General features: G+C 28.6%; 19 protein-coding genes and 1 riboswitch. All 19 genes read left to right on the forward strand.

Features of this window, described 5'->3' with window-relative positions; genetic code table 11:
- Positions 1-18: 18 nt before the first annotated feature.
- The 19 genes from IC758_RS09605 (at position 19) to aroF (ending at position 24,128) form a co-directional block, all read left to right on the forward strand.
- Positions 19-660 (forward strand): histidine phosphatase family protein, encoded by a 642-nt coding sequence (locus IC758_RS09605; protein ID WP_227436028.1) that lies wholly within the window; start codon positions 19-21, stop codon positions 658-660.
- A gap of 24 nt (positions 661-684) precedes the next feature.
- Positions 685-1,938: an NAD(P)/FAD-dependent oxidoreductase gene (locus IC758_RS09610; RefSeq protein WP_227834351.1), complete on the forward strand. Its 1,254-nt coding sequence runs from the start codon at positions 685-687 to the stop codon at positions 1,936-1,938.
- Between the two features lie 48 nt (positions 1,939-1,986).
- Positions 1,987-2,637 (forward strand): (d)CMP kinase, encoded by a 651-nt coding sequence (gene cmk, locus IC758_RS09615; RefSeq protein WP_227851039.1) that lies wholly within the window; start codon positions 1,987-1,989, stop codon positions 2,635-2,637.
- A gap of 51 nt (positions 2,638-2,688) precedes the next feature.
- Positions 2,689-3,285: a lysophospholipid acyltransferase family protein gene (locus IC758_RS09620; RefSeq protein ID WP_227436043.1), complete on the forward strand. Its 597-nt coding sequence runs from the start codon at positions 2,689-2,691 to the stop codon at positions 3,283-3,285.
- 12 nt (positions 3,286-3,297) lie between these two features.
- A complete protein-coding gene (locus tag IC758_RS09625; RefSeq protein ID WP_227860930.1) occupies positions 3,298-4,137 on the forward strand; it encodes a 4-hydroxy-3-methylbut-2-enyl diphosphate reductase in 840 nt (279 codons plus the stop codon).
- Positions 4,138-4,407: 270 nt separating this feature from the next.
- The gene (locus IC758_RS09630; RefSeq protein ID WP_227483118.1) at positions 4,408-5,562 is read left to right on the forward strand and encodes a putative manganese transporter; all 1,155 of its coding nucleotides are present in this window, start codon (positions 4,408-4,410) and stop codon (positions 5,560-5,562) included.
- Between the two features lie 294 nt (positions 5,563-5,856).
- Positions 5,857-7,554: an adenine deaminase gene (gene ade / locus IC758_RS09635; protein WP_227483117.1), complete on the forward strand. Its 1,698-nt coding sequence runs from the start codon at positions 5,857-5,859 to the stop codon at positions 7,552-7,554.
- Positions 7,555-7,811: 257 nt separating this feature from the next.
- On the forward strand, positions 7,812-8,270 hold the full coding sequence (gene bcp, locus IC758_RS09640; RefSeq protein WP_227483116.1) for a thioredoxin-dependent thiol peroxidase: 459 nt from the start codon (positions 7,812-7,814) through the stop codon (positions 8,268-8,270).
- Between the two features lie 15 nt (positions 8,271-8,285).
- Entirely contained in the window at positions 8,286-9,029 is a 744-nt protein-coding gene (gene yaaA, locus IC758_RS09645) for a peroxide stress protein YaaA (protein WP_227483115.1), read from the forward strand.
- 162 nt (positions 9,030-9,191) lie between these two features.
- On the forward strand, positions 9,192-11,816 hold the full coding sequence (locus tag IC758_RS09650; RefSeq protein WP_227860931.1) for a calcium-translocating P-type ATPase, PMCA-type: 2,625 nt from the start codon (positions 9,192-9,194) through the stop codon (positions 11,814-11,816).
- Positions 11,817-11,869: 53 nt separating this feature from the next.
- Positions 11,870-11,972, forward strand: a riboswitch (SAM riboswitch).
- A gap of 109 nt (positions 11,973-12,081) precedes the next feature.
- On the forward strand, positions 12,082-13,347 hold the full coding sequence (locus tag IC758_RS09655; RefSeq protein ID WP_227834349.1) for an O-acetylhomoserine aminocarboxypropyltransferase/cysteine synthase family protein: 1,266 nt from the start codon (positions 12,082-12,084) through the stop codon (positions 13,345-13,347).
- Between the two features lie 29 nt (positions 13,348-13,376).
- Complete coding sequence (locus IC758_RS09660) at positions 13,377-14,267, forward strand: homoserine O-succinyltransferase (protein ID WP_227483113.1); 891 nt, start codon at positions 13,377-13,379, stop codon at positions 14,265-14,267.
- 152 nt (positions 14,268-14,419) lie between these two features.
- On the forward strand, positions 14,420-15,052 hold the full coding sequence (locus IC758_RS09665; protein ID WP_227436059.1) for a TetR/AcrR family transcriptional regulator: 633 nt from the start codon (positions 14,420-14,422) through the stop codon (positions 15,050-15,052).
- 298 nt (positions 15,053-15,350) lie between these two features.
- Positions 15,351-15,794, forward strand: coding sequence for a MarR family winged helix-turn-helix transcriptional regulator (locus IC758_RS09670; RefSeq protein ID WP_227823867.1), 444 nt, complete (start codon positions 15,351-15,353; stop codon positions 15,792-15,794).
- Positions 15,795-15,824: 30 nt separating this feature from the next.
- Positions 15,825-17,642 carry an ATP-dependent zinc metalloprotease FtsH gene (gene ftsH / locus IC758_RS09675; RefSeq protein WP_227436062.1) on the forward strand — a complete coding sequence of 606 codons (1,818 nt, stop codon included), beginning with the start codon at positions 15,825-15,827 and terminating at the stop codon, positions 17,640-17,642.
- 298 nt (positions 17,643-17,940) lie between these two features.
- Positions 17,941-20,643: a sensor histidine kinase gene (locus tag IC758_RS09680; RefSeq protein ID WP_227823868.1), complete on the forward strand. Its 2,703-nt coding sequence runs from the start codon at positions 17,941-17,943 to the stop codon at positions 20,641-20,643.
- A gap of 34 nt (positions 20,644-20,677) precedes the next feature.
- A complete protein-coding gene (locus IC758_RS09685) occupies positions 20,678-21,376 on the forward strand; it encodes a response regulator (protein ID WP_227436066.1) in 699 nt (232 codons plus the stop codon).
- A gap of 313 nt (positions 21,377-21,689) precedes the next feature.
- Positions 21,690-22,646, forward strand: a complete 957-nt coding sequence (locus tag IC758_RS09690; RefSeq protein WP_227436068.1) for a CorA family divalent cation transporter — start codon at positions 21,690-21,692, stop codon at positions 22,644-22,646.
- Between the two features lie 468 nt (positions 22,647-23,114).
- Positions 23,115-24,128: a 3-deoxy-7-phosphoheptulonate synthase gene (gene aroF / locus IC758_RS09695; protein ID WP_227436070.1), complete on the forward strand. Its 1,014-nt coding sequence runs from the start codon at positions 23,115-23,117 to the stop codon at positions 24,126-24,128.
- The last annotated feature ends 7 nt before the right edge of the window (positions 24,129-24,135 follow it).

The raw sequence follows: 24,135 nt of genomic DNA on the forward strand, positions 1-24,135 counted from the left end.
GATATATTAGGAGGAAATATGGGAAATACTTTTTATATAGTAAGACATGGACAAACAGACTGGAACTTATTAGGAAAAACACAAGGTCATGGTAACTCTGACCTTACACCACAAGGGATAGAACAAGCAAGAGAACTTTCTGAAGACATTGGTAAGTATTCGATTGATTATATTTTTAGTAGTGATTTAGGAAGAGCAATGCAAACAGCTCAAATTTTAGGTGATAAGCTTAATATTGAAGTACAAAAAACTGAAGCACTTAGAGAAATGGGATTTGGAGTTTGGGAAGGTCTTTTAATAAAAGAAATTCAAAAAGACTATTCAGATATATATTCAACATGGAGAAATGAGCCACATTTAGTAAATATACCAGAAGGAGAAACTCTTAAAATTATAAAAGAAAGAGTGGATACTTTTATAAAGGAATTAAATGAAAAATACAATGATAAAAATATAGTTCTTGTTACACATTCAATTACATTGAGGGTTATGTTACTATCATTCTTAGAGTCAGGTATGGAAAATATATACAGAATTAAGCAAGATAATACTGCTTTAAATATAGTAGAGTTTAAAGATTATGGTCCAGTAGTAATAAAGATGAATGATACAAGTCATATAAAAAATCATGTAAAAATAAATAATTCTGCACTTGAGTAAGTATCAAATTATAAGGAGAAGTTTATGAGTAAAGTTATAGTGGTTGGTGGAGGTCCATCTGGCATGATGGCAGCCTTGTCAGCTTCGAAAAATAATAATGAAGTAATATTGATTGAAAGAAATGGAGAGTTAGGGAGAAAGTTAAGAGCAACTGGTGGAGGTAGATGTAACTTTACCAACAATAGAGAGATAGAAGATTTTTTTGATAAGGTTGTGAACAATAAAAAATTTCTATACAGTAGCTTTTATACATTTACAAATAAAAATCTTATATCGTACTTTGAAAGTAAAAATTTAGAATATAAGATTGAAGAAGAAAATGACCACAAGGTCTATACTAAGAATGATAAGTCTATAGAAGTAATAGAATTATTAAATAAGGACTTAATTAATCATAATGTAAAGATAATGTATAATAAAAAAGTTGTGGATATTATAACTGAAGAAATTACTGAACAAGGTGACCATAACAATAATAAAGCAAATTATTCAATAAAAGGTGTCATTTTAGATAATGGAGATAAGATATTAGGAGATAAAGTCATTATATCAACTGGAGGAGTTAGTTATTCAAAAACAGGTTCAGATGGTTCAATGTATAAGGTTCTTCAAAATCATGGACATACATTAAATAAACTATATCCTGCTTTAGCGCCACTTACAATAGAAGAAAAATGGATTAAAGCTTTGCAAGGAATATCTATGAGAAATGTAGAAATATCTTGTAAGATTAAGAAAAAGAAAATATCAAAATCAGGAGACATGTTATTTGCACATTTTGGGATAACAGGTCCTTGTGTACTTATAATCTCTTCTTATATCAACAAGATTATTGAAAAAGATAAGATAGAATTAAATATAGATTTTTTACCAAACTTAGATGTCAATGAAATTTCTAATATAATTAGAGAATTTCCAAATAAAAATATCTTAAATAATCTTAAACAGATATTACCTCAAAACTTCTTAAAAGAAATTCTTTCTATATTATCTTTAAGTGATAAAAAAGCAAATGATTTATCTAAGGCTGATGAGATTAAAATTATTGAGTATATAAAAAATATGAAACTAACTTGTAATGGAACTACAGGGATAAACACTGGAATGGTTACTTCTGGTGGTATTTCAGTTAAAGAAATTAATTCTTCTACAATGGAGTCTAAGTTAATAAAGGATTTATTTTTTACAGGTGAGGTGATAGATGTAGATGCAGAAACTGGTGGATATAATTTACAAATAGCATTTTCAACTGGATATCTTGCAGGGATTAGTGTATAAGTTTTTGATAAGTCGATTATTAAATATAAATAAAATAGAGGTGTAGATATGAGTAATTTGATTATAGCTGTGGATGGACCAGCAGGGGCTGGTAAAAGTACAATAGCTAAGATAGTATCAGAAAAACTAAATATAAATTATATAGATACAGGTGCTATGTATAGAGCTGTTACTTATAAGTGTTTAAAAAATAATATTGATGTTAATAATGAAAAAGAGGTTATTAAAATAGCTAAAAATTCAGATATAGATTTTGAAAATAATAACATATACTTAGACCAAAAAATTATAAATAATGAAATAAGAACAATAGAAGTAAGCAATAATGTTTCCAATGTAGCTAAGATAAAAGAAGTAAGAAAGTTGATGGTTGAAGTTCAACGAAAAATTGGAACAAAAAGTTCAGTAATATTAGATGGTAGAGATATAGGTTCATATGTTTTTCCAAATGCAGATTATAAATTCTTTTTAGTAGCTACACCAGAAGAAAGAGGAAGTAGACGTTATAAAGAACTTTGCAATAAAGGATATAATACTACTTTAAAAAAAGTAATTGAGGATATAGTAAAGAGAGATGAAATTGATTCAAATAGAGAATTTGCACCACTAGTAAAAGCTGAGGATGCACTAGAAATAGATACAACAGGAAAGACTATAGATCAGGTTGTACAAGAAGTTGTATCTAAGATAAGTTTTTGAGCTTAATGTATCTAAAATGAAAATATAATGTAGTATTGAAGGGAGATAAACGTGAATTTTTATAGATTTGCAATAAATATTTTTAGATGTTTTTCTAAAGTGTTTTTTAAATATGAAGTTATAGGTGCCGAAAATATACCAGACAGAGGAAATATAGTGGTGGCTTCAAATCATAAATCAAATCTTGACCCTGTATTTTTAGCTGCAGCTATAAAGAATAGAGAGATAGCAGCTATTGCAAAACAAGAATTATTTAAAGTGAAGCCACTAGGTTTTATATTAAAAAAATTGCATGTTATGCCTATAAATAGAGAAAAGCCAGATGTATCCACTATAAAAACTATTTTAAGGTCAATTAGAGATGGTTATATATTAGGAATATTTCCAGAAGGAACAAGAATTAAAGGAGACAACTTTGGCAAAGCTAAGGCAGGTCTTTCTCTATTTACAATAAAGAGTAAATCTAAGGTTGTACCAGTATCGATAATATCTAAGTATAAACCTTTTAGTAAAGTAATTGTGTACTTTGGAGAGCCAATATCATTTGAAGAACATTTTAAAGAAAAGTTAAGTAATGATGACCATGAAAGAATGTCGCAAGAAGTTTTAGAAATAATAAAACAGAATTATTTTAAATATTCAAAATAAGGGGGGGATTTTGTGAATGTTAAAATAGCAAAAAATGCAGGATTTTGCTTTGGAGTAAAGAGAGCAATGAAAATGGCATGGGATGAAGTAGAGAAAAATGATTCTGGAATATATGCTTTAGGACCTCTTATTCATAACAAGCAAGCAGTAGCAAGATATGAACAAAAAGGTCTTAAAACTGTAGATGAAATCGATATAATACCAGATTATGAAAATATGATAATAAGATCTCATGGAGTTCCTGAGAAAGTATACAAAGAAGCTAAAAATAAAAAACTTAAAATTGTAGATACTACATGTCCATTTGTAAAGAAAATACATACAGTAGTGAGTGAGTATCATAATAAGGGTTATGAAATAATAGTTATTGGAGATATGAAACATCCAGAAGTGATAGGTATAAATGGATGGTGCGAAAACTCAGCAATAATAATAAAAGCTGTAGAGCAAATGGAGAATATGGAATTTGATAATTCAAAACAATATTGTGTTGTTGCACAGACAACAATAAATCCAGATTTATATTCAAATATAGTTAATAAATTAGCTGATAAACTAGAAAATATAGTATTTAATGATACAATCTGTTCAGCCACAAAAACTAGACAAGAAGCAGCTAAAGCATTAGCAGGAGAAGTTGATTGTATGATAGTTATAGGTGGAAAACACAGCTCTAATACTCAAAAGTTAGTAAAAGTTTGTGAAGATTTAGTTCCAACTTTTGCAATGGAAACTAAAGACGAATTGGATGTAAATATGCTTAAGAAGTATAAAACTTTAGGAGTGACAGCAGGAGCATCTACACCAGATTGGATAATAGAGGAAGTAATAACATTTATTGAAAATTTATAAATATAGTAAACGATGAAAAAATGTGTAATATCGGTATAATATATAAAATTTGTTGTAATATCTATATGTAATTTTATATTATAATGTAAAATTACATATGGCAACTAGATAACCTAATATCAGAAAGTGTGTATCTTAATATGCAAGAAATTAACAATATAAGATATGCACTTTTTAATATTAGAAATTTAAAAGATATAATGATATTGATTATCAATAATAAATGAAATATAATATAATTATTGCGAAATTAATATAGGAGGTAAATTAATGGAAATGTTAATATCTGCTTCTGAAGAAGCATTTTTACATGTGGGTTCTATGATTGGATTTTTTATTTTGCTATTTGGATATATAAACTATAAAACTAGTGGTAATTTTACTAATATTATATCAAAAAATAGAAAATATCAACCTTTAATAGGAGCTTTGATAGGAGCTATACCAGGTTGTGGTGGGAGTTTGGCAATAATGCCATTATATATAAGTGGAAAACTAAGCTTTGGAGCAATCATTGCAAGCTTAATAGCAAGTATGGGAGATGCTGCATTTATACTTATTTCATCAAATATTAAAATGTATTTTTTTGTGACTATAGTTAGTACAATTACAGGAGTAATAACAGGACAACTAGTAGATTATTTTAAGTTAGAAGAAAAATTGAAATTAAATAAATATGGAAAATCAGAAAAACATAATACAGATAAAAATTACCATAAAGATAATGAAGAATCGCATAATCATGATGATATAATTTTGGATAATTTAGCTAAATCTCATGGAAATACAAATAGACTTGCATTTATAATAACACATGGTAAAGGGTACAAAATTTATATAGGAATTGTATTAATAGGTTTTATATTTATGTCTCTTGCTCATTCTGGAATAAATCTTCCTATTATTGAAAAATTACATTCACTAGAAGAAGCAATAGCAGTTATAGGAATACTATTCTCAATAGTTTATATGTGGTGTTTTAAAAAGGTATTTAAAAATTCTAATCAAAAAGAGGAAGAAAATAAGAAAATTTCCCTAAGAGAAATGCTTATACATTCTGTAGGTGAAATTTCATTTGTTATTACATGGATTTTTATTGCATATCTTATTTACGATTTGATAATATTGGTTTTAGGTGGAGATGAATACTTAGTTAATTTAGTTTTATCAACAGGTGTAATTAGTGTATTTATAGGTGCAGGTCTTGGACTTATTCCAGGGTGCGGTATACAAATTGTACTTATGTCATTTTACTTGAAAGGAACTATACCACTTGGTGCAGTAATAGCTAATTCAATATCTCAAGATGGAGATGCACTTTTTCCACTTTTAGCAATGGATAAAAAATCTTCCTTATGGGCTATGATTATTACTACTATACCAGCTATAATCGTAGGAATTATAGTTTATGCTTTTTTAGGTTAATTGAAAGTAGATTTTAATATAAATGATAAAAATACATAAATCTATACTATGGATATAGTAACAAGTATTAAAAATATAAAAAATAAAATTTAATATAATTAAAATATTTATAAATAACATGAGAAATAATATTATTGTTTCTTATGTTATTTTTGTTTAATTTAATAAGCTATGGAATAAATTTCAATCAATACTTTTTATTGAAACTCATATATAATATATATTAATAAATCAAACTATAATATATGATACAACAAGTATATTGATATAAAAAATTTAAGAGGAGTTGTAAAAATGAGCAATTTGAAAAAAAAGTGTGATGTTGCAAGTGGAAGAGATAAAGCTGATATTGTACTTAAAAATGGAACAATTATAAATGTATTCACAGAAGAATTAATAGTAGGAGATGTAGCAATAGTAGATGATACAATTGTTGGAATCGGCGAATATAGTGGTAAAATAGAGATTGATTGTAGTGGTAAATACTTATCACCTGGTTTTATTGATGCACATATGCATATTGAATCTACAATGGTAATGCCAATTGAATTATCAAAAAAATTACTAAAGTCAGGTACAACAACTGTTATAGCTGACCCTCATGAACTAGTCAATGTAAAAGGAGCAAGTGCAATAGACTTTTTACTAGAATCAACAAAAGAAATACCCTTAAATGTATATATTATGCTACCATCATCTGTCCCTGCAACAAGATTTGAAACTAATGGAATAGGAACTTTTAGTGCAAAAGATATGGATGCTTACATAAATAATCCTAGAATCTTAGGATTAGGAGAGGTAATGTGTTTTAATGATGTTATATCTGCGGAAGAGGAAATTTTAGATAAATTAGAGGCTTTTAAAGATAAAATTGCAGATGGACATGCACCAAATATAAGTGGGAAGTCACTTCAAGCATATGTATGTGCAGGAATAAAAAATGACCATGAATGTATAACTTTTAATGAAGTGTATGAAAAATTAAGAGCAGGTTTAAAAATTTTTATAAGAGAAGGAAGTGCAGCAAAAAACTTAGAAGCCATAATAAAGGGATTATTGAAACACAACTTACCAATTGAAGAATTTATGTTTTGTACAGATGATAAACATTTGGATGATATAGAAAAACAAGGTCATATAAGATGGAATATAAAGTGTGCAATCGATTTGGGTATGGAGCCAATTAAAGCTATTAAAATTGCAACTTACAATTCAGCAAGAGCATATGGTCTAAATAGAATTGGAGCAATAGGTGCTGGGTATAAAGCGGATGTTGTTGTTTTAAACAATTTAGAAAACATGGAGGTAGGTAGTGTTTATAAAGATGGTAAATTGATAGATGAGGGAATTTTTTCTGATTATAATTATGAAATTAAGGATAAAGATTTACTCAATACAGTCAAATTTAAAGACGTTGATAGAGAAAAAATACAATTAAAGTCAAATGAAAAAAATTATGTAATGGAAATTGTACCATATCAAATTCTGACAAATAAATTATTTGAATCTATACCAAACAAAAATGGATATTTCAATCCAAATGAAGAATATTCAAAGCTTTGTGTTGTTGAGAGACACAGAATGACTGGAAACATATCAGTTGCACCATTAAAAGGGTTTGGCATAAAAAATGGAGCAATAGCAACTACTGTAGCTCATGATTCACATAATATCATAGTTGCAGGAGATAATGATGATGATATTATAGTTGCAGTAAATTACTTGAGAGATATACAGGGTGGCTATGTAATTGTATCAAATGGAAAAGTACTTGCTCACTTAAGTCTTAAAGTAGCTGGATTAATTAGTACTCTTCCAGCAGATGAAGTGCAAGAAACAACTGATAATATGTTAAAAATAGCAAGAAAAATGGGAGTTCCAAAGTATGTAGACCCTTTTATTACACTTTCATTTATGGCTCTTCCTGTTATTCCAAAAATAAGACTTACTGATTTAGGTCTGTTTGATGTAGAAGAATTTAAATTTATATAGATTAGAGTATTAGAAGAATAAAAATAAATAGGCAGGATTTAATACATAAATTAAATCCTGCTTATTTTAATTACTTAACATAAATTCCAGTTTAAATGTTCCAATCAAATAAAGCTTGAAATTTTCAGTATATAAGATTTACATATTCATGAAAATTTCTATATAAAAAGTAAAATATTTTATTTATATACAGAAATATAGGGTAGTAATATAAATATAGTATAAATTATTGATTAAAAACAAAAGGAGAGATATTTATGTTAAGTATAGGTACAAAAGCACCAGAATTTACATTAGAAGATAAAGATGGAAATAAAGTCAGTATGTCTGATTTTAAGGGGAAAAAAGTGGTAATATATTTTTATCCTAAAGATAATACACCAGGATGCACACGTCAGGCATGTGCATTTAGGAACGCATATGAAGGATTTAGAAATAATGATATACCAGTTATTGGGATAAGTAAAGATAGTATTAAATCACATCAAAAATTTGCAGAAAAGCATGAGCTTCCTTTTATTTTACTTTCTGACCCAGATTTAACTACTATTAAGGCTTTTGATGTGTGGAAAGAGAAAAAAATGTATGGGAAAACTGCTTTAGGAGTTGTTCGTGCAACTTATATTGTAGATGAAAGTGGAATTATTGAAAAAGTTTTTGAAAAAGCAAAACCAGATACAAATGCACAAGAGATTCTTGAATATTTGGAAAAATAGGAGTAGTAGAAATTTATGATTATAATGTTATCACCAGCTAAAAATATGAAGAATGTACAAGAATTTGATAGAGATTTAAGCTTGCCCTGTTTCATAGATAAAGCAAAAGAAATATCAAAGAATATAAAAACCTTTAGTGTAGAGGATTTCAAAAGTAAAATGAAAATCAACGAAAAATTAGCTATATTAAACAAGAGTAGATTTGATAATTTTAAATTTGACAGTTTAGGTACTCCTGCAATCTTAACTTATGCTGGAATACAATATAAAAATATAGAAGCAGAGAATTTTACAAAGCAAGATGAGGAATTTGCAAATAGTTGTATTAGAATCATAAGTGGATTGTATGGGGTCGTAAAACCCTATGATAGTATATATGAATACAGATTAGAAATGCAGACAAAGTTACAGATAAGAGAATTTAAAAATTTATATGAATATTGGGGAGACAGTATATATAACGAATTAAACAAAGAAAATACAGCTATTGTCAATCTTGCATCAAGTGAATACAGCAAAACTGTGGAAAAATTTATTGATGACAATCATACATATGTAACATGTAATTTTAAAATAAATAAAAATAATATGTTAAAAGTCGAATCTACACAAGCAAAGAAAGCTAGAGGAATGATGGTAAAATATATTGTTAAAAATAAAATAGAAGATATTAACGACTTAAAAAAGTTTAACTTAGAAGGGTATAAATATCAAGAAGATTTATCTAATAATAAGGAGTATGTGTTTGTAAAAGAGTAGATATTTTTATATAGACTTTAAATTGAATTGTTAAATTTAGGTAAAATATAATTACTGAGTATTGAATTGAATTGGATTTTAAAATATAATTATTCTTAAATCAAAAAAAGAAAGGAGTGATCTTCCAAAATGGAAAATCACAAACAGATGCCTTAGCATTCGATGGCAACACATGAAGTATTAGAGAGTTTAGACTCATCAGAGGAGGGGCTCACCGATACCGAGGCGGAAAACAGGATTAAAGAGTATGGTTTAAATGAACTGAGAAAAAGACCACCTAGAACAGTTTTACAAATGCTTTGGACCCAAGTTACAGATGCTATGGTATTGATACTAATAGGTGCATCAGTATTATCTTTAGCATTTGGAGAATTTACAGAAGCTTTTGTAATTCTAATAATTGTAACAGTAAATGCAGTTATTGGTATTGTTCAAGAAAAAAAAGCAGAATCATCATTGGAAGCACTAAAAAATATGAATTCACCTACAGCACGTGTTATACGTGATGGTGAAGAAAATGTTATTCAAGCAAGTAATCTTGTAATAGGAGATATTGTTTTTTTAGAAGATGGAGCGATGATTCCAGCAGACATTCGTTTAATAGATACATCTAGTTTAAAAATTCAAGAAGCTTCTTTAACAGGAGAGTCTGTCCCATCAGAAAAAGATTCAGATGGCATTTTACCTGAAGAATGTGTATTAGGAGACCGTAGTAATATGGCCTATACGTCTTCAATTGTCACATATGGTAGAGGTGTAGGTGTTGTAGTTGCAACTGGGATGGACACAGAAGTAGGTAATATAGCACATCTTTTAGATTCACAAAATGATTTTGATACTCCTATAAAACGTAAACTTAATACTGTTGGAAAAACATTAAGTGTTATAGGTATTATTGTATGCGTTATTATATTTGCAATAGGTGCATTTTATCAGAGACCTCTCTTACCAATGTTTATGATTGCAATTTCACTTGCTATATCAATCATTCCAGAGGGATTACCTGCAACAGCAACCATTGTAATGGCTCTAGGTGTGCAACGTATGGCTAAAAGAAACGCTTTGATTAGAAAGTTGCCAGCAGTTGAAACATTAGGAGGAGCTACAGTAATATGTTGTGATAAAACTGGTACATTAACCTTAAATAAAATGACTGTTACACATATTGCTGTAAATGGCGATTTTGAATCTGGAAAAGTAACATCAATAGATACTGCGTCTGAGAAACATCCACTAGTATATAAAGAGCTTGTTTATGCTGGTGCACTTTGTAACGATGCATGTATAAATCCAGATAAAAAAGATGAAATATTAGGTGATCCAACAGAAGGTTCATTGATTTTTATGGCTAATAAATTTGGAATAGATCAAGAAGCTCTTGAAGAGAAATATCCACGTGTATTTGAGCAACCTTTTGATTCTGACAGAAAATGTATGACAACTGTTCATGATATAGATGGAAAAATCACAGCATATACTAAAGGTGCAGTGGATGAACTTCTCCATTTATGTACCAAAATATTAACATCAAAAGGTGAAAGAAACATTACAGAGATGGACAAAAAAAACATACACGAATTATGTCTTACTATGTCTAAAGATGCATTACGTGTACTTGGTTTTGCTAAGCGTGAAATTCTATCGATACCAAAGGAAGATAGTGAAAACATAGAATATGATTTGACATTTATTGGTATAGTTGGTATGATTGACCCACCAAGAACCGAGGTAACTGATGCAGTAAAAACTTGTAAAGAAGCGGGCATAAGAACCATAATGATAACAGGTGACCATAAAGTCACTGCCACAACAATAGCTCATGAACTTGGAATTTGGAATGAAGGAAATACTGTTATATCTGGTGATGAACTTGATAATTTAAGTGATGATGAACTTGATAAAGCTGTTAAAAATGTGACAGTATTTGCTCGTGTATCACCATTTGATAAACTTAGAATTATACAGTCTCTAAAAAGAATTGGAGAAGTACCAGCAATGACTGGAGATGGGGTAAATGACTCCCCTGCATTAAAGTCTGCTGATATTGGTATAGCTATGGGTATAAGTGGTACAGATGTGGCAAAAGATTCTTCAGATATGATTTTAATGGATGATAGTTTTACCACAATTGCATATGCAATAAAAGAAGGTAGACGTGTATATAGAAATATACAAAAGGTTATACAATTCTTGCTTGTTGGAAATATAGCAGAGATACTTACACTATTTGTTGCAATATTGTTAAACTGGGATACTCCACTTCTTGCTGTGCATATTCTATGGGTAAACCTTGCAACAGCAACTCTTCCAGCTCTTGCTCTTGGAGTTGACCCACCAAGTAGAAATATAATGAAGCATCAGCCTGTTAAATCAGAAAGTTTGTTTGAAAAAAACCTTGTACAAAGAGTTATTACTCAGGGGATATTTGTAGCAATAATGACCATTTTAGCATATAAAATTGGTCTTAATATAGGAAACCATACTGTAGGTCAAACAATGGCATTCTGTGTATTAGCATTTTCACAAATGTTGCGTGCATTTAGCCAGCGTTCAAATACAGATTCTATGTTTACTAGAAATAGTGCTAAAAACCCATTTCTTTTAATCTCATTTTTAACTTCTGCTTTGCTTATGGCAGTTATATTATTTGTCCCTAATTTTAGAGATGCATTTAATTTAACTGTTTTAAATAGCTCACAGTGGCTTGTAACAGTGATTTTAGCTATAATGTCTGTAGTGCAAGTAGAGGTTGGAAAATTTCTTAAAAGAAAATTATATGAAAAATAGTTGACAAAATTAGGAAAAAAATATAAGATATAAAACATAGAAAAATTAAATAAATCTTATCCAGAGAGGTGGAGGGACTGGCCCTATGAAACCCGGCAACCAGTATATTTATATACATTGGTGCTAAATCCTGCGGCGAAAGCTGAGAGATGAGTATAATTAAGCTTATACAGAGCCTGAGTTATATACTCAGGCTTTATTTATTTTAAATCTCATCTGACAAATAGTTTAATTTTCTTAATTAAAATCTAAGGGGGATACAAAAATGTATAACAAAGAAACAATATGTGTGCAAGGAAATTATAAGCCAGGAAATGGAGAACCAAGAGTTTTACCTTTATATCAAAGTACAACTTTTAAATATAGTAGTATAGACCAACTTGCTGACTTATTTGATTTAAAAGCTGATGGTCATATGTATTCCAGAATAAGTAATCCTACAGTTCAAGCTTTTGAAGAAAAGATAAGTTTGTTAGAGGGAGGAGTATCATCTGTTGCTGTATCATCAGGTCAATCTGCAAATATGTTAGCAGTTTTAAATATATGTAAATCTGGAGATAGTATACTTTGTTCTTCAAAAGTATATGGAGGAACATTTAATTTATTAGGGCCTAGTCTTAAAAAATTTGGAATAGATTTAATATCATTTGATTTAGATGCAAGCGAAGATGAAATAGTAGAACTTGCAAATGAAAATACTAAAGTTGTATTTGCAGAAACACTTGCAAATCCAACTCTTGAAGTTATAGATTTTGAAAAAATAGCAAATGTAGCTAAAAGAATTAATGTTCCATTTATAGTTGATAACTCATTAGCATCACCAATACTTTGTAATCCGCTAAAATATGGAGCAAACATAGTCACTCATTCTACTACAAAATACTTAGATGGCCATGCTTCAAGTGTTGGTGGAATTATAGTAGATGGTGGAAATTTTAACTGGGACAATGGGAAATTTCCAGAATTAGTTGAGCCAGACCCAACATATCATGGAATAAGTTATACTGAGAAGTTTGGCAATGCTGCATATGCTACTAAAACAAGAGTTCAATTACTTAGAGACTATGGAAATTGCCTGAGTCCATTTAACGCATATCTTACTAATTTAAATATTGAAACACTACATCTTAGAATGGAGAGACATAGTGAAAATGCACTTAAGATAGCTGAGTTTTTAGAAAAACATAAAAATGTAGATTGGATTAACTATCCAGGGCTTGAAAATAATAAGTATTATGGAAATGCCAAGAAATATCTATCAAAAGGATGTAGTGGAGTTTTATCATTTGGAGTAAAAGGAGGACTTGAAAATGCTAAAAAATTTGTGGAAAAACTACAAATAGCAGCATTAGTAACTCATGTATCAGATGTAAGAACTTGTGTTATACATCCAGCTTCAACTACTCACAGACAATTAACAGAAGAACAATTAATTGCGTCTGGAGTATTACCTTCCCTAATAAGATTATCTGTTGGAATAGAAAATGTAGAGGATTTAATAGCTGATTTAAATCAAGCTTTAAATTTCTAATAGTATAAGAGAAAGAGAAGTGAAAAGATATGGCTTTAATACTACCAAAGGGACTACCTGTTATTAATAAATTATTAGATGAAGGAATAGATGTAATTTGTAAAGAAGACTTTAATAAAGATTTAGAATACAAAGAAAATATAGATACTAAAATAGCTATATTAAATCTAATGCCAATAAAAATAGATACAGAGCTAGATTTACTTAGAAGAATAGACAAGACAGGTTTTAATGTATCTGTAGAATTTATTAAAATCTCAACAAGAGAGAGTAAAAGAAGTTGTAATGAATATGTTAAGAATTTTTATAAAACATTTGATGAAGCAAAAAAAGAATCTTTTGATGGTTTTATAATAACAGGAGCTCCAGTTGAACAAATGGAGTTTGAAGAAGTTGATTATTGGGATGAACTAAAAGATATTATGGATTATTCTAAAAGAAAGGCTAAATCGACATTATATATATGTTGGGCAGCTCAAGCAGGTCTTTACAAATACTACAATGTAAAAAAACTTCCATTAAGTCAAAAATGTTTTGGAGTATTTAAGCATGAAGTGGATAAAAATAGTAAGATAGTAGATGGATTTGAAAAAGAGTTTTTTGCTCCACATTCAAGACACACTACTGTAAATATTGAAACTTTGAAAAATAATGATGAATTGAGCATTGTAAGCCATTCTAAAGAAGCTGGTCCTTATATAATTACAAATTCAAGAGATGTATTTGTAATGGGTCACAGTGAGTATGATAAATACACTTTAGATAAAGAATATAAAAGAGATGTAGATAGAGGTGATAAAATCTCAATACCTAAAAATTATTATATAAATGATGATCCTTCAAAAGAACCAACTGTTAAATGGAAAAAGCATTCAGAACTTTTGTTTAGAAATTGGATAAAAAACTATCTAATAATATAAAACGCAACTAAAAAATATGAGAATCTATAAGGTATAAAAGTAATTATCATACTTCTTTATACCTTATTTTTATTTTATAAAATTGACATTATAAAAGTAGTTTTATATAATAAAACTAAACCGACTGTTGGTCTATTGAAAGGAGAAAGTATATGAGAATTATAAAAGACCCTGAAGAACGTAAAAATGAAATACTTGATACAGCTGAAATGCTTTTTTGTACTAAAGGTTATACAAAAACTACTGTAAATGATATTTTAAATGAGATTGGAATTGCAAAAGGAACATTTTATTACTATTTTAAATCTAAAGAAGAGGTAATGGATGAAATTATAACTAGAATTATAGATAATGATATAAAGATGTTGAAAGAAATTGCTTCAAATCCAGATATTCCAGTTATTGAAAAGTTCTTTCAGATATTAATATCTCAAAGACCTAAAGTTGGAGGAAGTAAAGAAAAAGTGATTAACCAATTTCAACAACCCAACAATGCTGAGATGCATCAAAAGACAATAGTCAAAACTATTTTAAATTTTACACCTATATTAACAGAGGTAGTAGAACAAGGTATAAGAGAAGGTGTATTCAATACAAAATATCCAAAAGAGACAATAGAGTTTTTACTTGTTTCTTCTGAGTGTATATTTGATAAAGGCATGTTTGATTGGGATAATGATGAAATACTGCAAAAAGCAAAGGCATTTGTTTGTATTATGGAAACGACCTTGGGAGCACATAAAGGAAGTTTTGATTTTGTATATAATATGTTAACAGAAGATTAAATTTATTGTAATAGTAAATAACTTTAGATTTTTATTTTTGAATAAGATTAAAATGAGAGGAATCGGTGTAAAATAAATACATCGATTTTTTATTAAAAATATCTTATTCAAAAATTTCAATAAGATAAGATAAACTATTTATAACTGAAGTTACAATATTGTTATTGACAATAAATCCTTAATACTATAATATTTAATACATTAAATATTTATAGTGTTAAGGATTATTTATAAAATATTTTTGAATTTAAAGTTAAAAATATTAGTAAAATAAAGTATTTTTACAGGGAGAATTTATATGGATGAGATAAGTTTTAAAAAAGCACTGCTAGAATTAACTAGAGATATAAATATCAAATTTACAACTTCATTAAGTCAGTTCTATCAACCACTTGGGATTACAGCAGTACAAGCTTTGATTTTATCAGAACTATGTGAACATGGAGAGAAAAAAATAAGTGATTTAGGTAAAAATTTGAATATGACAAATAGCAATGTGTCAGTAATATGTCAAAGACTCGAAAAAAATGGATTTTTAAATCGTATAAGAGATAAAGAAGACCAACGAATTGTAAAAGTTAAAGTTACAGAAAAATCGCTGGATATACAAGAAAATATTTCAAGTAGTATTTTTGATGACTATTTTGAAAATATGACTAGTGAAAAATTGCAAGATATGGAAGATATAATAGAGGGCTTAGAAAAATTAAATAAGCTTTTAACTCATATTGATTGCAAATAACATAAAATTAATTTAAAGGAGAACAAAATTATGGATGAACACAAACCACAAAAGAGGTCAATACTCTATTATTATACAATAATAATAATAGTAGTAATGTTTTTAAATGCTTTAATATTTCCAAGTCTAATGGATAAAAAAATGGTTGAGATTGATTATGGAAAATTTCTTACAATGTTAGATTCAGGAAAGGTTAAATCTGTTGAAATAGAAAGTAATAAAATTGCAATAAGCCCATCTAGTAGTAAGGATAAAAATATATACATAACTGGTAGAATGGATGACCCAGAACTAGTTGATAGATTAAAAGATGCAAAAGTAGAATTTACTAAGATTATTCCTAAAGAAAATTCACCTCTTTTGAGTATTTTACTTACATGGATAGTACCTATAGGTATTCTTATGCTATTTGGTAATTTAATGATGAAATCAATGCAAAAACGAATGGGTGGCAATAGTATGCAATTTGGAAAGAGTAATGCCAAAATGTATGTATCTGCTCAAAGTGGAAAAAGATTTAATGATGTAGCTGGTCAAGATGAGGCAAAAGAAGCTCTAAGCGAGATAGTAGATTTCTTACACAATCCAGAAAAATACAAAAAAATAGGAGCACAAATGCCAAAAGGTGCACTTTTAGTAGGGCCTCCAGGAACAGGAAAGACACTACTTGCAAAAGCTGTGGCAGGTGAAGCAGATGTACCATTTTTCTCAATATCTGGTTCTGAATTTGTTGAGATGTTTGTAGGTATGGGAGCATCTAGAATACGTGATTTATTTAAACAAGCTAAAGAAAAAGCTCCATGTATAGTGTTTATAGATGAAATTGATACTATAGGTAAAAAGCGTGATAATGGAAGTGGAATAGGCGGAAATGATGAACGTGAACAAACTTTAAATCAATTATTAAGTGAAATGGATGGATTTGATGGTGGAATAGGTGTAGTAATACTAGCTGCAACGAATAGACCTGATAGTCTTGATAAAGCATTACTTCGCCCAGGACGATTTGATAGACGTATACCAGTTGAACTTCCAGACCTTGGAGGACGAGAAGCTATCTTAAAGGTACATGCTAAAAATGTAAATGTAGACTCAAATATAGATTATAATGCAATTGCTAGGTCTACATCAGGTGCATCTGGAGCAGAACTTGCAAATATTGTAAATGAAGCAGCACTTTTAGCAGTTAAGTCTGGCAGAGATGTAGTAGAGCAACAAGATTTTGAGGAATCTGTTGAGACTGTAATTGCAGGATATCAACGTAAAGGAGCTGTGATTTCTGATAAAGAAAAGAAAATCATAGCTTACCATGAAATAGGTCATGCACTTGTTGCTGCAATGCAGAAACATTCTGCACCTGTCCATAAAATTACAATAATACCTAGGACTTCAGGTGCATTGGGTTATACTATGCAAGTTGCAGAAGATGAAAGTGTACTTATGTCCAAAGAGGAAGCCATTGATAAAATAACTACTTTTACAGGTGGTCGTGCTGCTGAAGAAGTTATTTTTGATACTTGCACATCAGGTGCATCAAATGATATAGAGCAAGCTACTAAGATTGCAAGAGCTATGGTTACTCGTCTTGGTATGAGTGAGGAATTTGATATGGTTGCTCTTGAAACAGTAAGTAATCAGTACCTAGGAGGAGACTCTTCTCTTGCTTGTTCTTCAGATACTGCAGCTAAAATTGATGAAGAAGTATTTAGAATAGTAAAGACTTGTCATAAAAAAGCAATTGAGATTTTAGAGAATAATATTGATAAGCTACATGAACTTGCTGAATATTTATTAGAAAAAGAGACAATTACAGGTGATGAGTTCATGGAAATACTGAATTTAAAGTAACCATGTTGAAATAAAGATTGTAGTAATAGTTTTATTTAAAGATATATTTGTATATTTAAAAATGTTAATGTATTTTCAATAAAATATAAATAAATATCTATATAAATCAAAACAAGAGAATCGATAAAAATGACTGTGTAAAAAATAAAAATGCCTAAATAATAGGCATTTTTATTTTACAATTAAACTACATACTTGTATCTTTACATAATCTTAATCATTAAAAATACATCTTAACTACATTTTTATACTAGAATTGATATTATAATAGTAATGAAATGTACAAGGAGGTTGTTTGATGGACAGACCAAATCCTGATATTCTATTAAAAAAAATAAAGAATGAAGAAAAAAAACTAAATAGAGGTCAGTTAAAAATATTTTTTGGGTATGCAGCAGGTGTAGGTAAAACTTATTCTATGTTGGAATCTGCACAAAATTTAAAAAAAGTAGGGGTTGATGTAGTTGTTGGATATATTGAACCACATACTAGACCAGAAACATTAGCATTACTTGACGGATTAGAGACTCTTCCTGTAAAAGAAATAGAATATAAATCTATAAAATTAAAAGAGTTTGATTTAGATGCAGCATTAGCAAGAAAGCCAGAAGTTATATTAGTTGATGAGTTTGCTCACTCTAATGTCACTGGGTTAAGGCATACTAAAAGATGGCAGGATATAGAAGAATTATTACTAGCAGGTATAAATGTATATACTACTGTAAATGTACAACATCTAGAAAGTTTAAATGATATTGTGGAGATAATTACAAATGTATCAGTCAAAGAAACTATACCAGATAAATTTTTAGATACAAGTACACAATTAGAGCTTATAGATGTTGAACCTGACGTACTTCTTGAAAGATTTAATGAAGGTAAAATATATAAAAAGGAACAGGCAATTAGAGCAAAAGATAATTTTTTTATAAAAGACAATCTAGTTGCACTTAGGGAAATTGCACTTAGAAAAACAGCCGAAAGAGTAAATAAAGAAGTTCAAATGACTAGATTATCAAAGGGTGATGTAACAGTAATACCTACATCAGATACACTTCTTGCATGTATAAGCCCATCTCCATCTTCAGCCAAGGTTATTAGAACTGCATCTAGGATAGCAGATAGTACGTTTGCTAAGTGGATAGCTTTATATGTTGAAACTCCAAATACAGCAAAATTGCCTTTTGAGGAGCAAAAACAATTACAAAACAATTTAAAACTAGCTAAGAAGTTGGGTGCTGAGATAATTGTTTTACATGGTGAAAATGTAATAGAACAGATACTTAGAATTGCCAAGATAAGAAATGTAACAAAAATTGTAATAGGCAGAAATCATTCAAATACTAAAAAATTGAGTAAAAAACTGAAAAAAGATATAGTTGACAAATTAATAGATGAAGTTGATTATATAGATATACATATAATCCCTTATAAATTTGCTTCAGAGGTTAAATATAGACCTAAAAAAGATAACTCATCAATAAAATCAAAATTTAAAATTAGTAAAACTGATTTTATAAAACTTATAATTATTACTTCAGTGATAAGCATTTTGGCATATATAGTACAAAGTATGGGATTTATAAGAGAAAATATATTACTAATATATATGTTAGGTGTAGTTTTGGTTTCTATGTGGACTAAAGGGTATAGTACAGGTATAATAAGTTCTGTATTTAACATAGTACTGTTAAATTATTTTTTTACAGCACCTTTATATACACTGTCAATAGCTGATTCAAATTATATAGTAACATTAGTTGTATTCTCAATAGTTGGTATAATAACTAGTACTCTTACATCTAAGATACAACATGAAGCAGATACAGCTGCTAAAAGAGAAGAAAATACAAAAATGATATATCAAATCATTAAGGGATTTTTAAGATTGTCGAATAAAGATGATATAGTAAATAAGGGTATAGAACTTTTATGTCTTAGTCTAAGTAGAGATATAGTTTGTTATTTAAATGTGGATAAGGATAAGAAATCAAAGTTCTATAAAAAAAATACTGCTAATAAGGACAAAAATGATTTAGATATAGAAGATGAAAAGGCTGTTGCAAGTTGGGTATTGTCTAATTCAACAGTAGCAGGTAGTGATACAGATACACTTCCTGGTTCAAAAGGATATTATATACCAATTATAGGTATGAATTCAACTTTGGGAGTCATTGGTATATCATGTGTTGATTCAAAATTAGATACAGAAGATATAAGTTTAATTGAAACAATAACTGCTCAAATGGCAATAGCTCTTGATAGAGAAATTCTATCAGAAGCAAAAGAAAACACTAATCTTGAGATAGAAAGAGAGAGGCTTAGAAGCAATCTTTTAAGAGCAGTTTCACATGACCTCAGAACACCATTAGCAGGAATATCTGGAGCAGTTAGTACAATTATAAAAAATAAGGATACTATAGGTCAGGATATAATAGACGAATTACTTAGTGGTGTATATGAAGATACTCAGTGGTTAATAAGACTTGTTGAAAATTTGCTTAGCATGACTAAGATAGATGAAGGAAAGTTAGAAGTCAAAAAACGTTCTGAACTTGTTGAGGAAATTATATCAGAGTCATTGCAAAATATTAAAAAAAGAATTGAAAATGCAATTATAGATATTAATATACCAGAGCAAATATTATTTGTTCCTATGGATGCCAAATTAATAGAACAGGTTTTAATTAATCTAATAGATAATGCTTTAAAATATTCAAAAGAGGATTGTAAGATAAATATAATTGTATATGAAAAAGAAGATTATGTTTGGTTTGAAGTGTCTGACAATGGTCCTGGAATATCAAAAGAATTGAAAGAGCATATATTTGATCGATTTTTTACTGGAGAAGAAGGTACTAAGGATTCTAGAAAAGGTGTTGGACTTGGATTATCAATTTGTAAATCTATAATTCAAGCTCATAAAGGTGAAATTTTAGTAGTAAACAATAAAGATAAAGGTTCAACTTTTAAATTTAGTTTGCCAAAAGAAAATGAATAGTATGAAATTTTGAAATTTAGTTTTGGAGGAAGAAATGAGTAAAAAACTTATATTGTTAGTAGAGGATGATAAAACAATAAGAAAATTTATATCTACTGCACTTGCAACTCAAGATTATGATGTTAAAGAGGCTATAACTGGTAAAGAAGGAATATCAATTGCTGTATCATATTCTCCAGATGTCGTTCTATTAGATTTAGGGTTAGAAGATATGGATGGAATAGAGGTAATAAAAGCTATTAGGCAGTTTTCAAATATACCAATAATTGTAGTTTCAGCGAGAGAACAAGACAGAGAAAAGGTAGAAGTGTTTGATGCAGGTGCAGATGATTACTTAACAAAACCATTTTCTATAGTAGAGTTATTAGCTAGGGTCAGAGTAGCGTTTAGACACTCACAAGTAGAATTACAACAAAAAGAAGAGATTAGGTCTACGTTTGAAGTAGGTGAATTATTTATTGATTTTGATAAAAGAAAAGTTATTGTTGACAATAATGAAGTACATTTGACACCAATTGAATATAATATTCTTTCATTACTTGCAAAGCATCATGGAAAAGTACTTACTCATAATTTTATAATAAAAGAAATATGGGGTAGTATTATAGGCAATGAAACTAAGTCTTTAAGGGTTTTTATGGCAACATTAAGACGAAAAATAGAGAAGCAACCTGCTGACCCTAGGTATATAATTACAGAAGTTGGTGTTGGATATAGACTAAATGATGAATAGGCAAAATGGATTCTAAAATTGTATAATTTAGATTAAGTTAAAATGAAGTGTGTATGCTATTATTAATTTAAGTATATGCATTTCATTTTTTAGTACTTTTTTAACATTGATAATATTAAACACATTTTAAAATAAAAGTATGGTATAATTTGTAAGAAAAGTCTAAGTTAAAAAATAAAAGATTTAATATTTATTTTCTAATAAATTTAATATAAATAAATATTAAATAATAATTACTGAAATAGTGAAAAATAATTACAGTAATAAATATATATAATTTTAAAAATGTAAATTGAGGTTTAGGAGTAGATTTATGTATATATTGAATTTAAATACAAGAGAGATTGCAAAAGATTTTAGAACAAAATTTTATATACCAGAAAATTCATATCTTATATTAAGTGCTCCAAAAAATTTAAAATTACTCAAGGAAACTTTGGATATAGATGAAATAACATTTAATGATTGTCTTAAATTTGATGAAATAACAAAGCTTGATTTATTTGATAATTATGATTTTTTGAGCCTAAATACTTTTGAATTGAGAAATGGAGAAGCTGTTATAGAAGAAGTAAATATGTATTTATCAGATAATTTTATATTAGTTGTTGTAAATGAAGAGCATTTTCTATTTGAATTTGTAAAGAATCTTATTTTAAAAAACTCTCAACTTGAAAAAAATCCTGTCATAAACCTTTTTAAGATAAATTATTTAATTTTTAGAGAAGTTATAAAAAATGGTTTTGAATCTTTAGAAAAAGTTGAAGAATTAATTCTTGAAATAGAAGATGAGATGATGGACAATATTCATAAAAATCATGTTTCTAGAATAAGTGATGTAAGAGGATTGACTAGAACTATAGTTAAAAACACCAGACCACTTTTATATATTGGAGATAGAATAGTTAAAGAAAATATACGATATTTAAAATACTCGAATGTAAAAAAATATAATCTTGAAAATTTTCAAGGGATAGATTTTGGTATTGATAAATTATATAATTTTGCACTATCAACACGTGAGTTAGCAGATAAACTCCTAGATATTTATTCTTCTAGAGTAGGTGAAAAAACGAATCACTTAATTACAAAATTGACCCTACTTACGGCTATCTCTGCACCACTTACAATTATAACAGGAATATATGGAATGAACTTTAGGTATATGCCAGAACTAAACTGGCTTTATGGATATCCAGCAACATTACTTTTGATGTTAGGCATAGTTTTTGTTGGAATTATAATATTTAAAATAAAAAAATTATTGTAAAAATAAGATGCTTTTTAAACGATTTTAGAAAAATATATTAAAAGAAAAAGTGTATTAAGAAAATAAAAAAATATTTTAAATTGAAAATATTTATAGAAAATATTGACAATTATATTTTCTTTGCTATAATTATTAAACAAGAAGATTAATAAATTATAAAAATGGAGGATAATACTATGAAAGGGATTTTAAAAGAACTAGTGGCAAAACTTTATAGCTTTTTTTATTTTATGTTCTGGGGCTTTTATTTTAGCGCTGGCTATTTCTTTTACAAAAATACATGTAATTCCTTTCTGGTGAGGCCTTGATTTTAATAACCTTGGGCATAGGTCAATTTTATAAAAATGATTATTTTATATGGTCATGTAAGATTTGATGCTTAATAGATTATTTTAGAGAACTCATTAATGAGTTCTCTTTTTTATTTTAAACTCAAGTATAAAAATATAACATTAGGGGGTAGTAAAGATGATAGTGGTATTAAAAGTAGGAGCAGATAAGAGAGAAGTTAAGAAATTAATAGAAGCTATTTGTAAAGAAGGTGTAGAAGTGAATCCTATAGATGGAAAAGAATTAACTGTTTTGGGGTTAGTTGGAGATACTAGTAAAATAGATGCCAAAAGAATAGAAGCAAATAAGGTGGTTGAAAAAGTTATGCATGTAGTAGAACCTTTTAAAAAAGCAAATAGAAAATTTCATCCAGAACCTTCAATTATAAATGTAGATGGTATGGAAATTGGGTCAAAAAAACTTACTATGATAGCTGGTCCTTGTTCTGTTGAAACAGAGGAACAAATAGTTTCTATAGCTGAAGATGTAAAAAAATCAGGAGCAGGATTTTTAAGAGGAGGAGCATTCAAGCCAAGAACATCTCCATACGCTTTCCAAGGATTAAGATATGATGGATTAGATTTATTAAAAAAAGCAAAAGAAAAAACAGGTCTTCCTATAGTTACAGAAATAATGTCAACACAAGATATAGATGTATTTGAAGAAAATGTAGATGTAATTCAAGTTGGAGCAAGAAACATGCAAAACTTCGATTTATTGAAAGAATTAGGAAAAACAAATAAAACAATACTTTTAAAAAGAGGATTATCTGCTACAATTGAAGAGTGGCTAATGTCAGCTGAATATATAATGGCTGGAGGAAACGAAAGTGTGGTTCTTTGTGAAAGAGGTATAAGAACTTTTGAAACATACACTAGAAATACTTTGGATTTAAGTGCAATCTTAGCTGTAAAAAAACTTAGCCATTTACCAGTTATAGTTGACCCAAGTCATGCAGCAGGAAAATCATGGATGGTTGACTCTCTATCTAAAGCAGCAATTGCGGTTGGAGCAGATGGTTTAATAATAGAGGTTCATAATGACCCAGCTCATGCACTTTGTGATGGTAAACAATCAATTAAACCAGATGAGTATGAAGGATTAATAAATGAACTAAAAACTATCGCATCAGCAGTTGGAAGAGAAATATAATCTATAG

The organism is Clostridioides sp. ES-W-0016-02, from assembly GCF_020641035.1.
Taxonomy (GTDB): Bacteria; Bacillota; Clostridia; order Peptostreptococcales; family Peptostreptococcaceae; genus Clostridioides.

What these genes read in the sequence shown, in the direction of transcription:
- aroF (WP_227436070.1), top strand. Translation starts at nt 23,115, where the DNA reads ATGATAGTGGTATTAAAAGTAGGAGCAGATAAGAGAGAAGTTAAGAAA.
- IC758_RS09610 (WP_227834351.1), top strand. Translation starts at nt 685, where the DNA reads ATGAGTAAAGTTATAGTGGTTGGTGGAGGTCCATCTGGCATGATGGCA.
- IC758_RS09685 (WP_227436066.1), top strand. Translation starts at nt 20,678, where the DNA reads ATGAGTAAAAAACTTATATTGTTAGTAGAGGATGATAAAACAATAAGA.
- ade (WP_227483117.1), top strand. Translation starts at nt 5,857, where the DNA reads ATGAGCAATTTGAAAAAAAAGTGTGATGTTGCAAGTGGAAGAGATAAA.
- IC758_RS09670 (WP_227823867.1), top strand. Translation starts at nt 15,351, where the DNA reads ATGGATGAGATAAGTTTTAAAAAAGCACTGCTAGAATTAACTAGAGAT.
- IC758_RS09680 (WP_227823868.1), top strand. Translation starts at nt 17,941, where the DNA reads ATGGACAGACCAAATCCTGATATTCTATTAAAAAAAATAAAGAATGAA.
- IC758_RS09665 (WP_227436059.1), top strand. Translation starts at nt 14,420, where the DNA reads ATGAGAATTATAAAAGACCCTGAAGAACGTAAAAATGAAATACTTGAT.
- IC758_RS09650 (WP_227860931.1), top strand. Translation starts at nt 9,192, where the DNA reads ATGGCAACACATGAAGTATTAGAGAGTTTAGACTCATCAGAGGAGGGG.
- IC758_RS09630 (WP_227483118.1), top strand. Translation starts at nt 4,408, where the DNA reads ATGGAAATGTTAATATCTGCTTCTGAAGAAGCATTTTTACATGTGGGT.
- ftsH (WP_227436062.1), top strand. Translation starts at nt 15,825, where the DNA reads ATGGATGAACACAAACCACAAAAGAGGTCAATACTCTATTATTATACA.
- IC758_RS09660 (WP_227483113.1), top strand. Translation starts at nt 13,377, where the DNA reads ATGGCTTTAATACTACCAAAGGGACTACCTGTTATTAATAAATTATTA.
- IC758_RS09605 (WP_227436028.1), top strand. Translation starts at nt 19, where the DNA reads ATGGGAAATACTTTTTATATAGTAAGACATGGACAAACAGACTGGAAC.
- cmk (WP_227851039.1), top strand. Translation starts at nt 1,987, where the DNA reads ATGAGTAATTTGATTATAGCTGTGGATGGACCAGCAGGGGCTGGTAAA.
- IC758_RS09690 (WP_227436068.1), top strand. Translation starts at nt 21,690, where the DNA reads ATGTATATATTGAATTTAAATACAAGAGAGATTGCAAAAGATTTTAGA.
- bcp (WP_227483116.1), top strand. Translation starts at nt 7,812, where the DNA reads ATGTTAAGTATAGGTACAAAAGCACCAGAATTTACATTAGAAGATAAA.
- yaaA (WP_227483115.1), top strand. Translation starts at nt 8,286, where the DNA reads ATGATTATAATGTTATCACCAGCTAAAAATATGAAGAATGTACAAGAA.
- IC758_RS09655 (WP_227834349.1), top strand. Translation starts at nt 12,082, where the DNA reads ATGTATAACAAAGAAACAATATGTGTGCAAGGAAATTATAAGCCAGGA.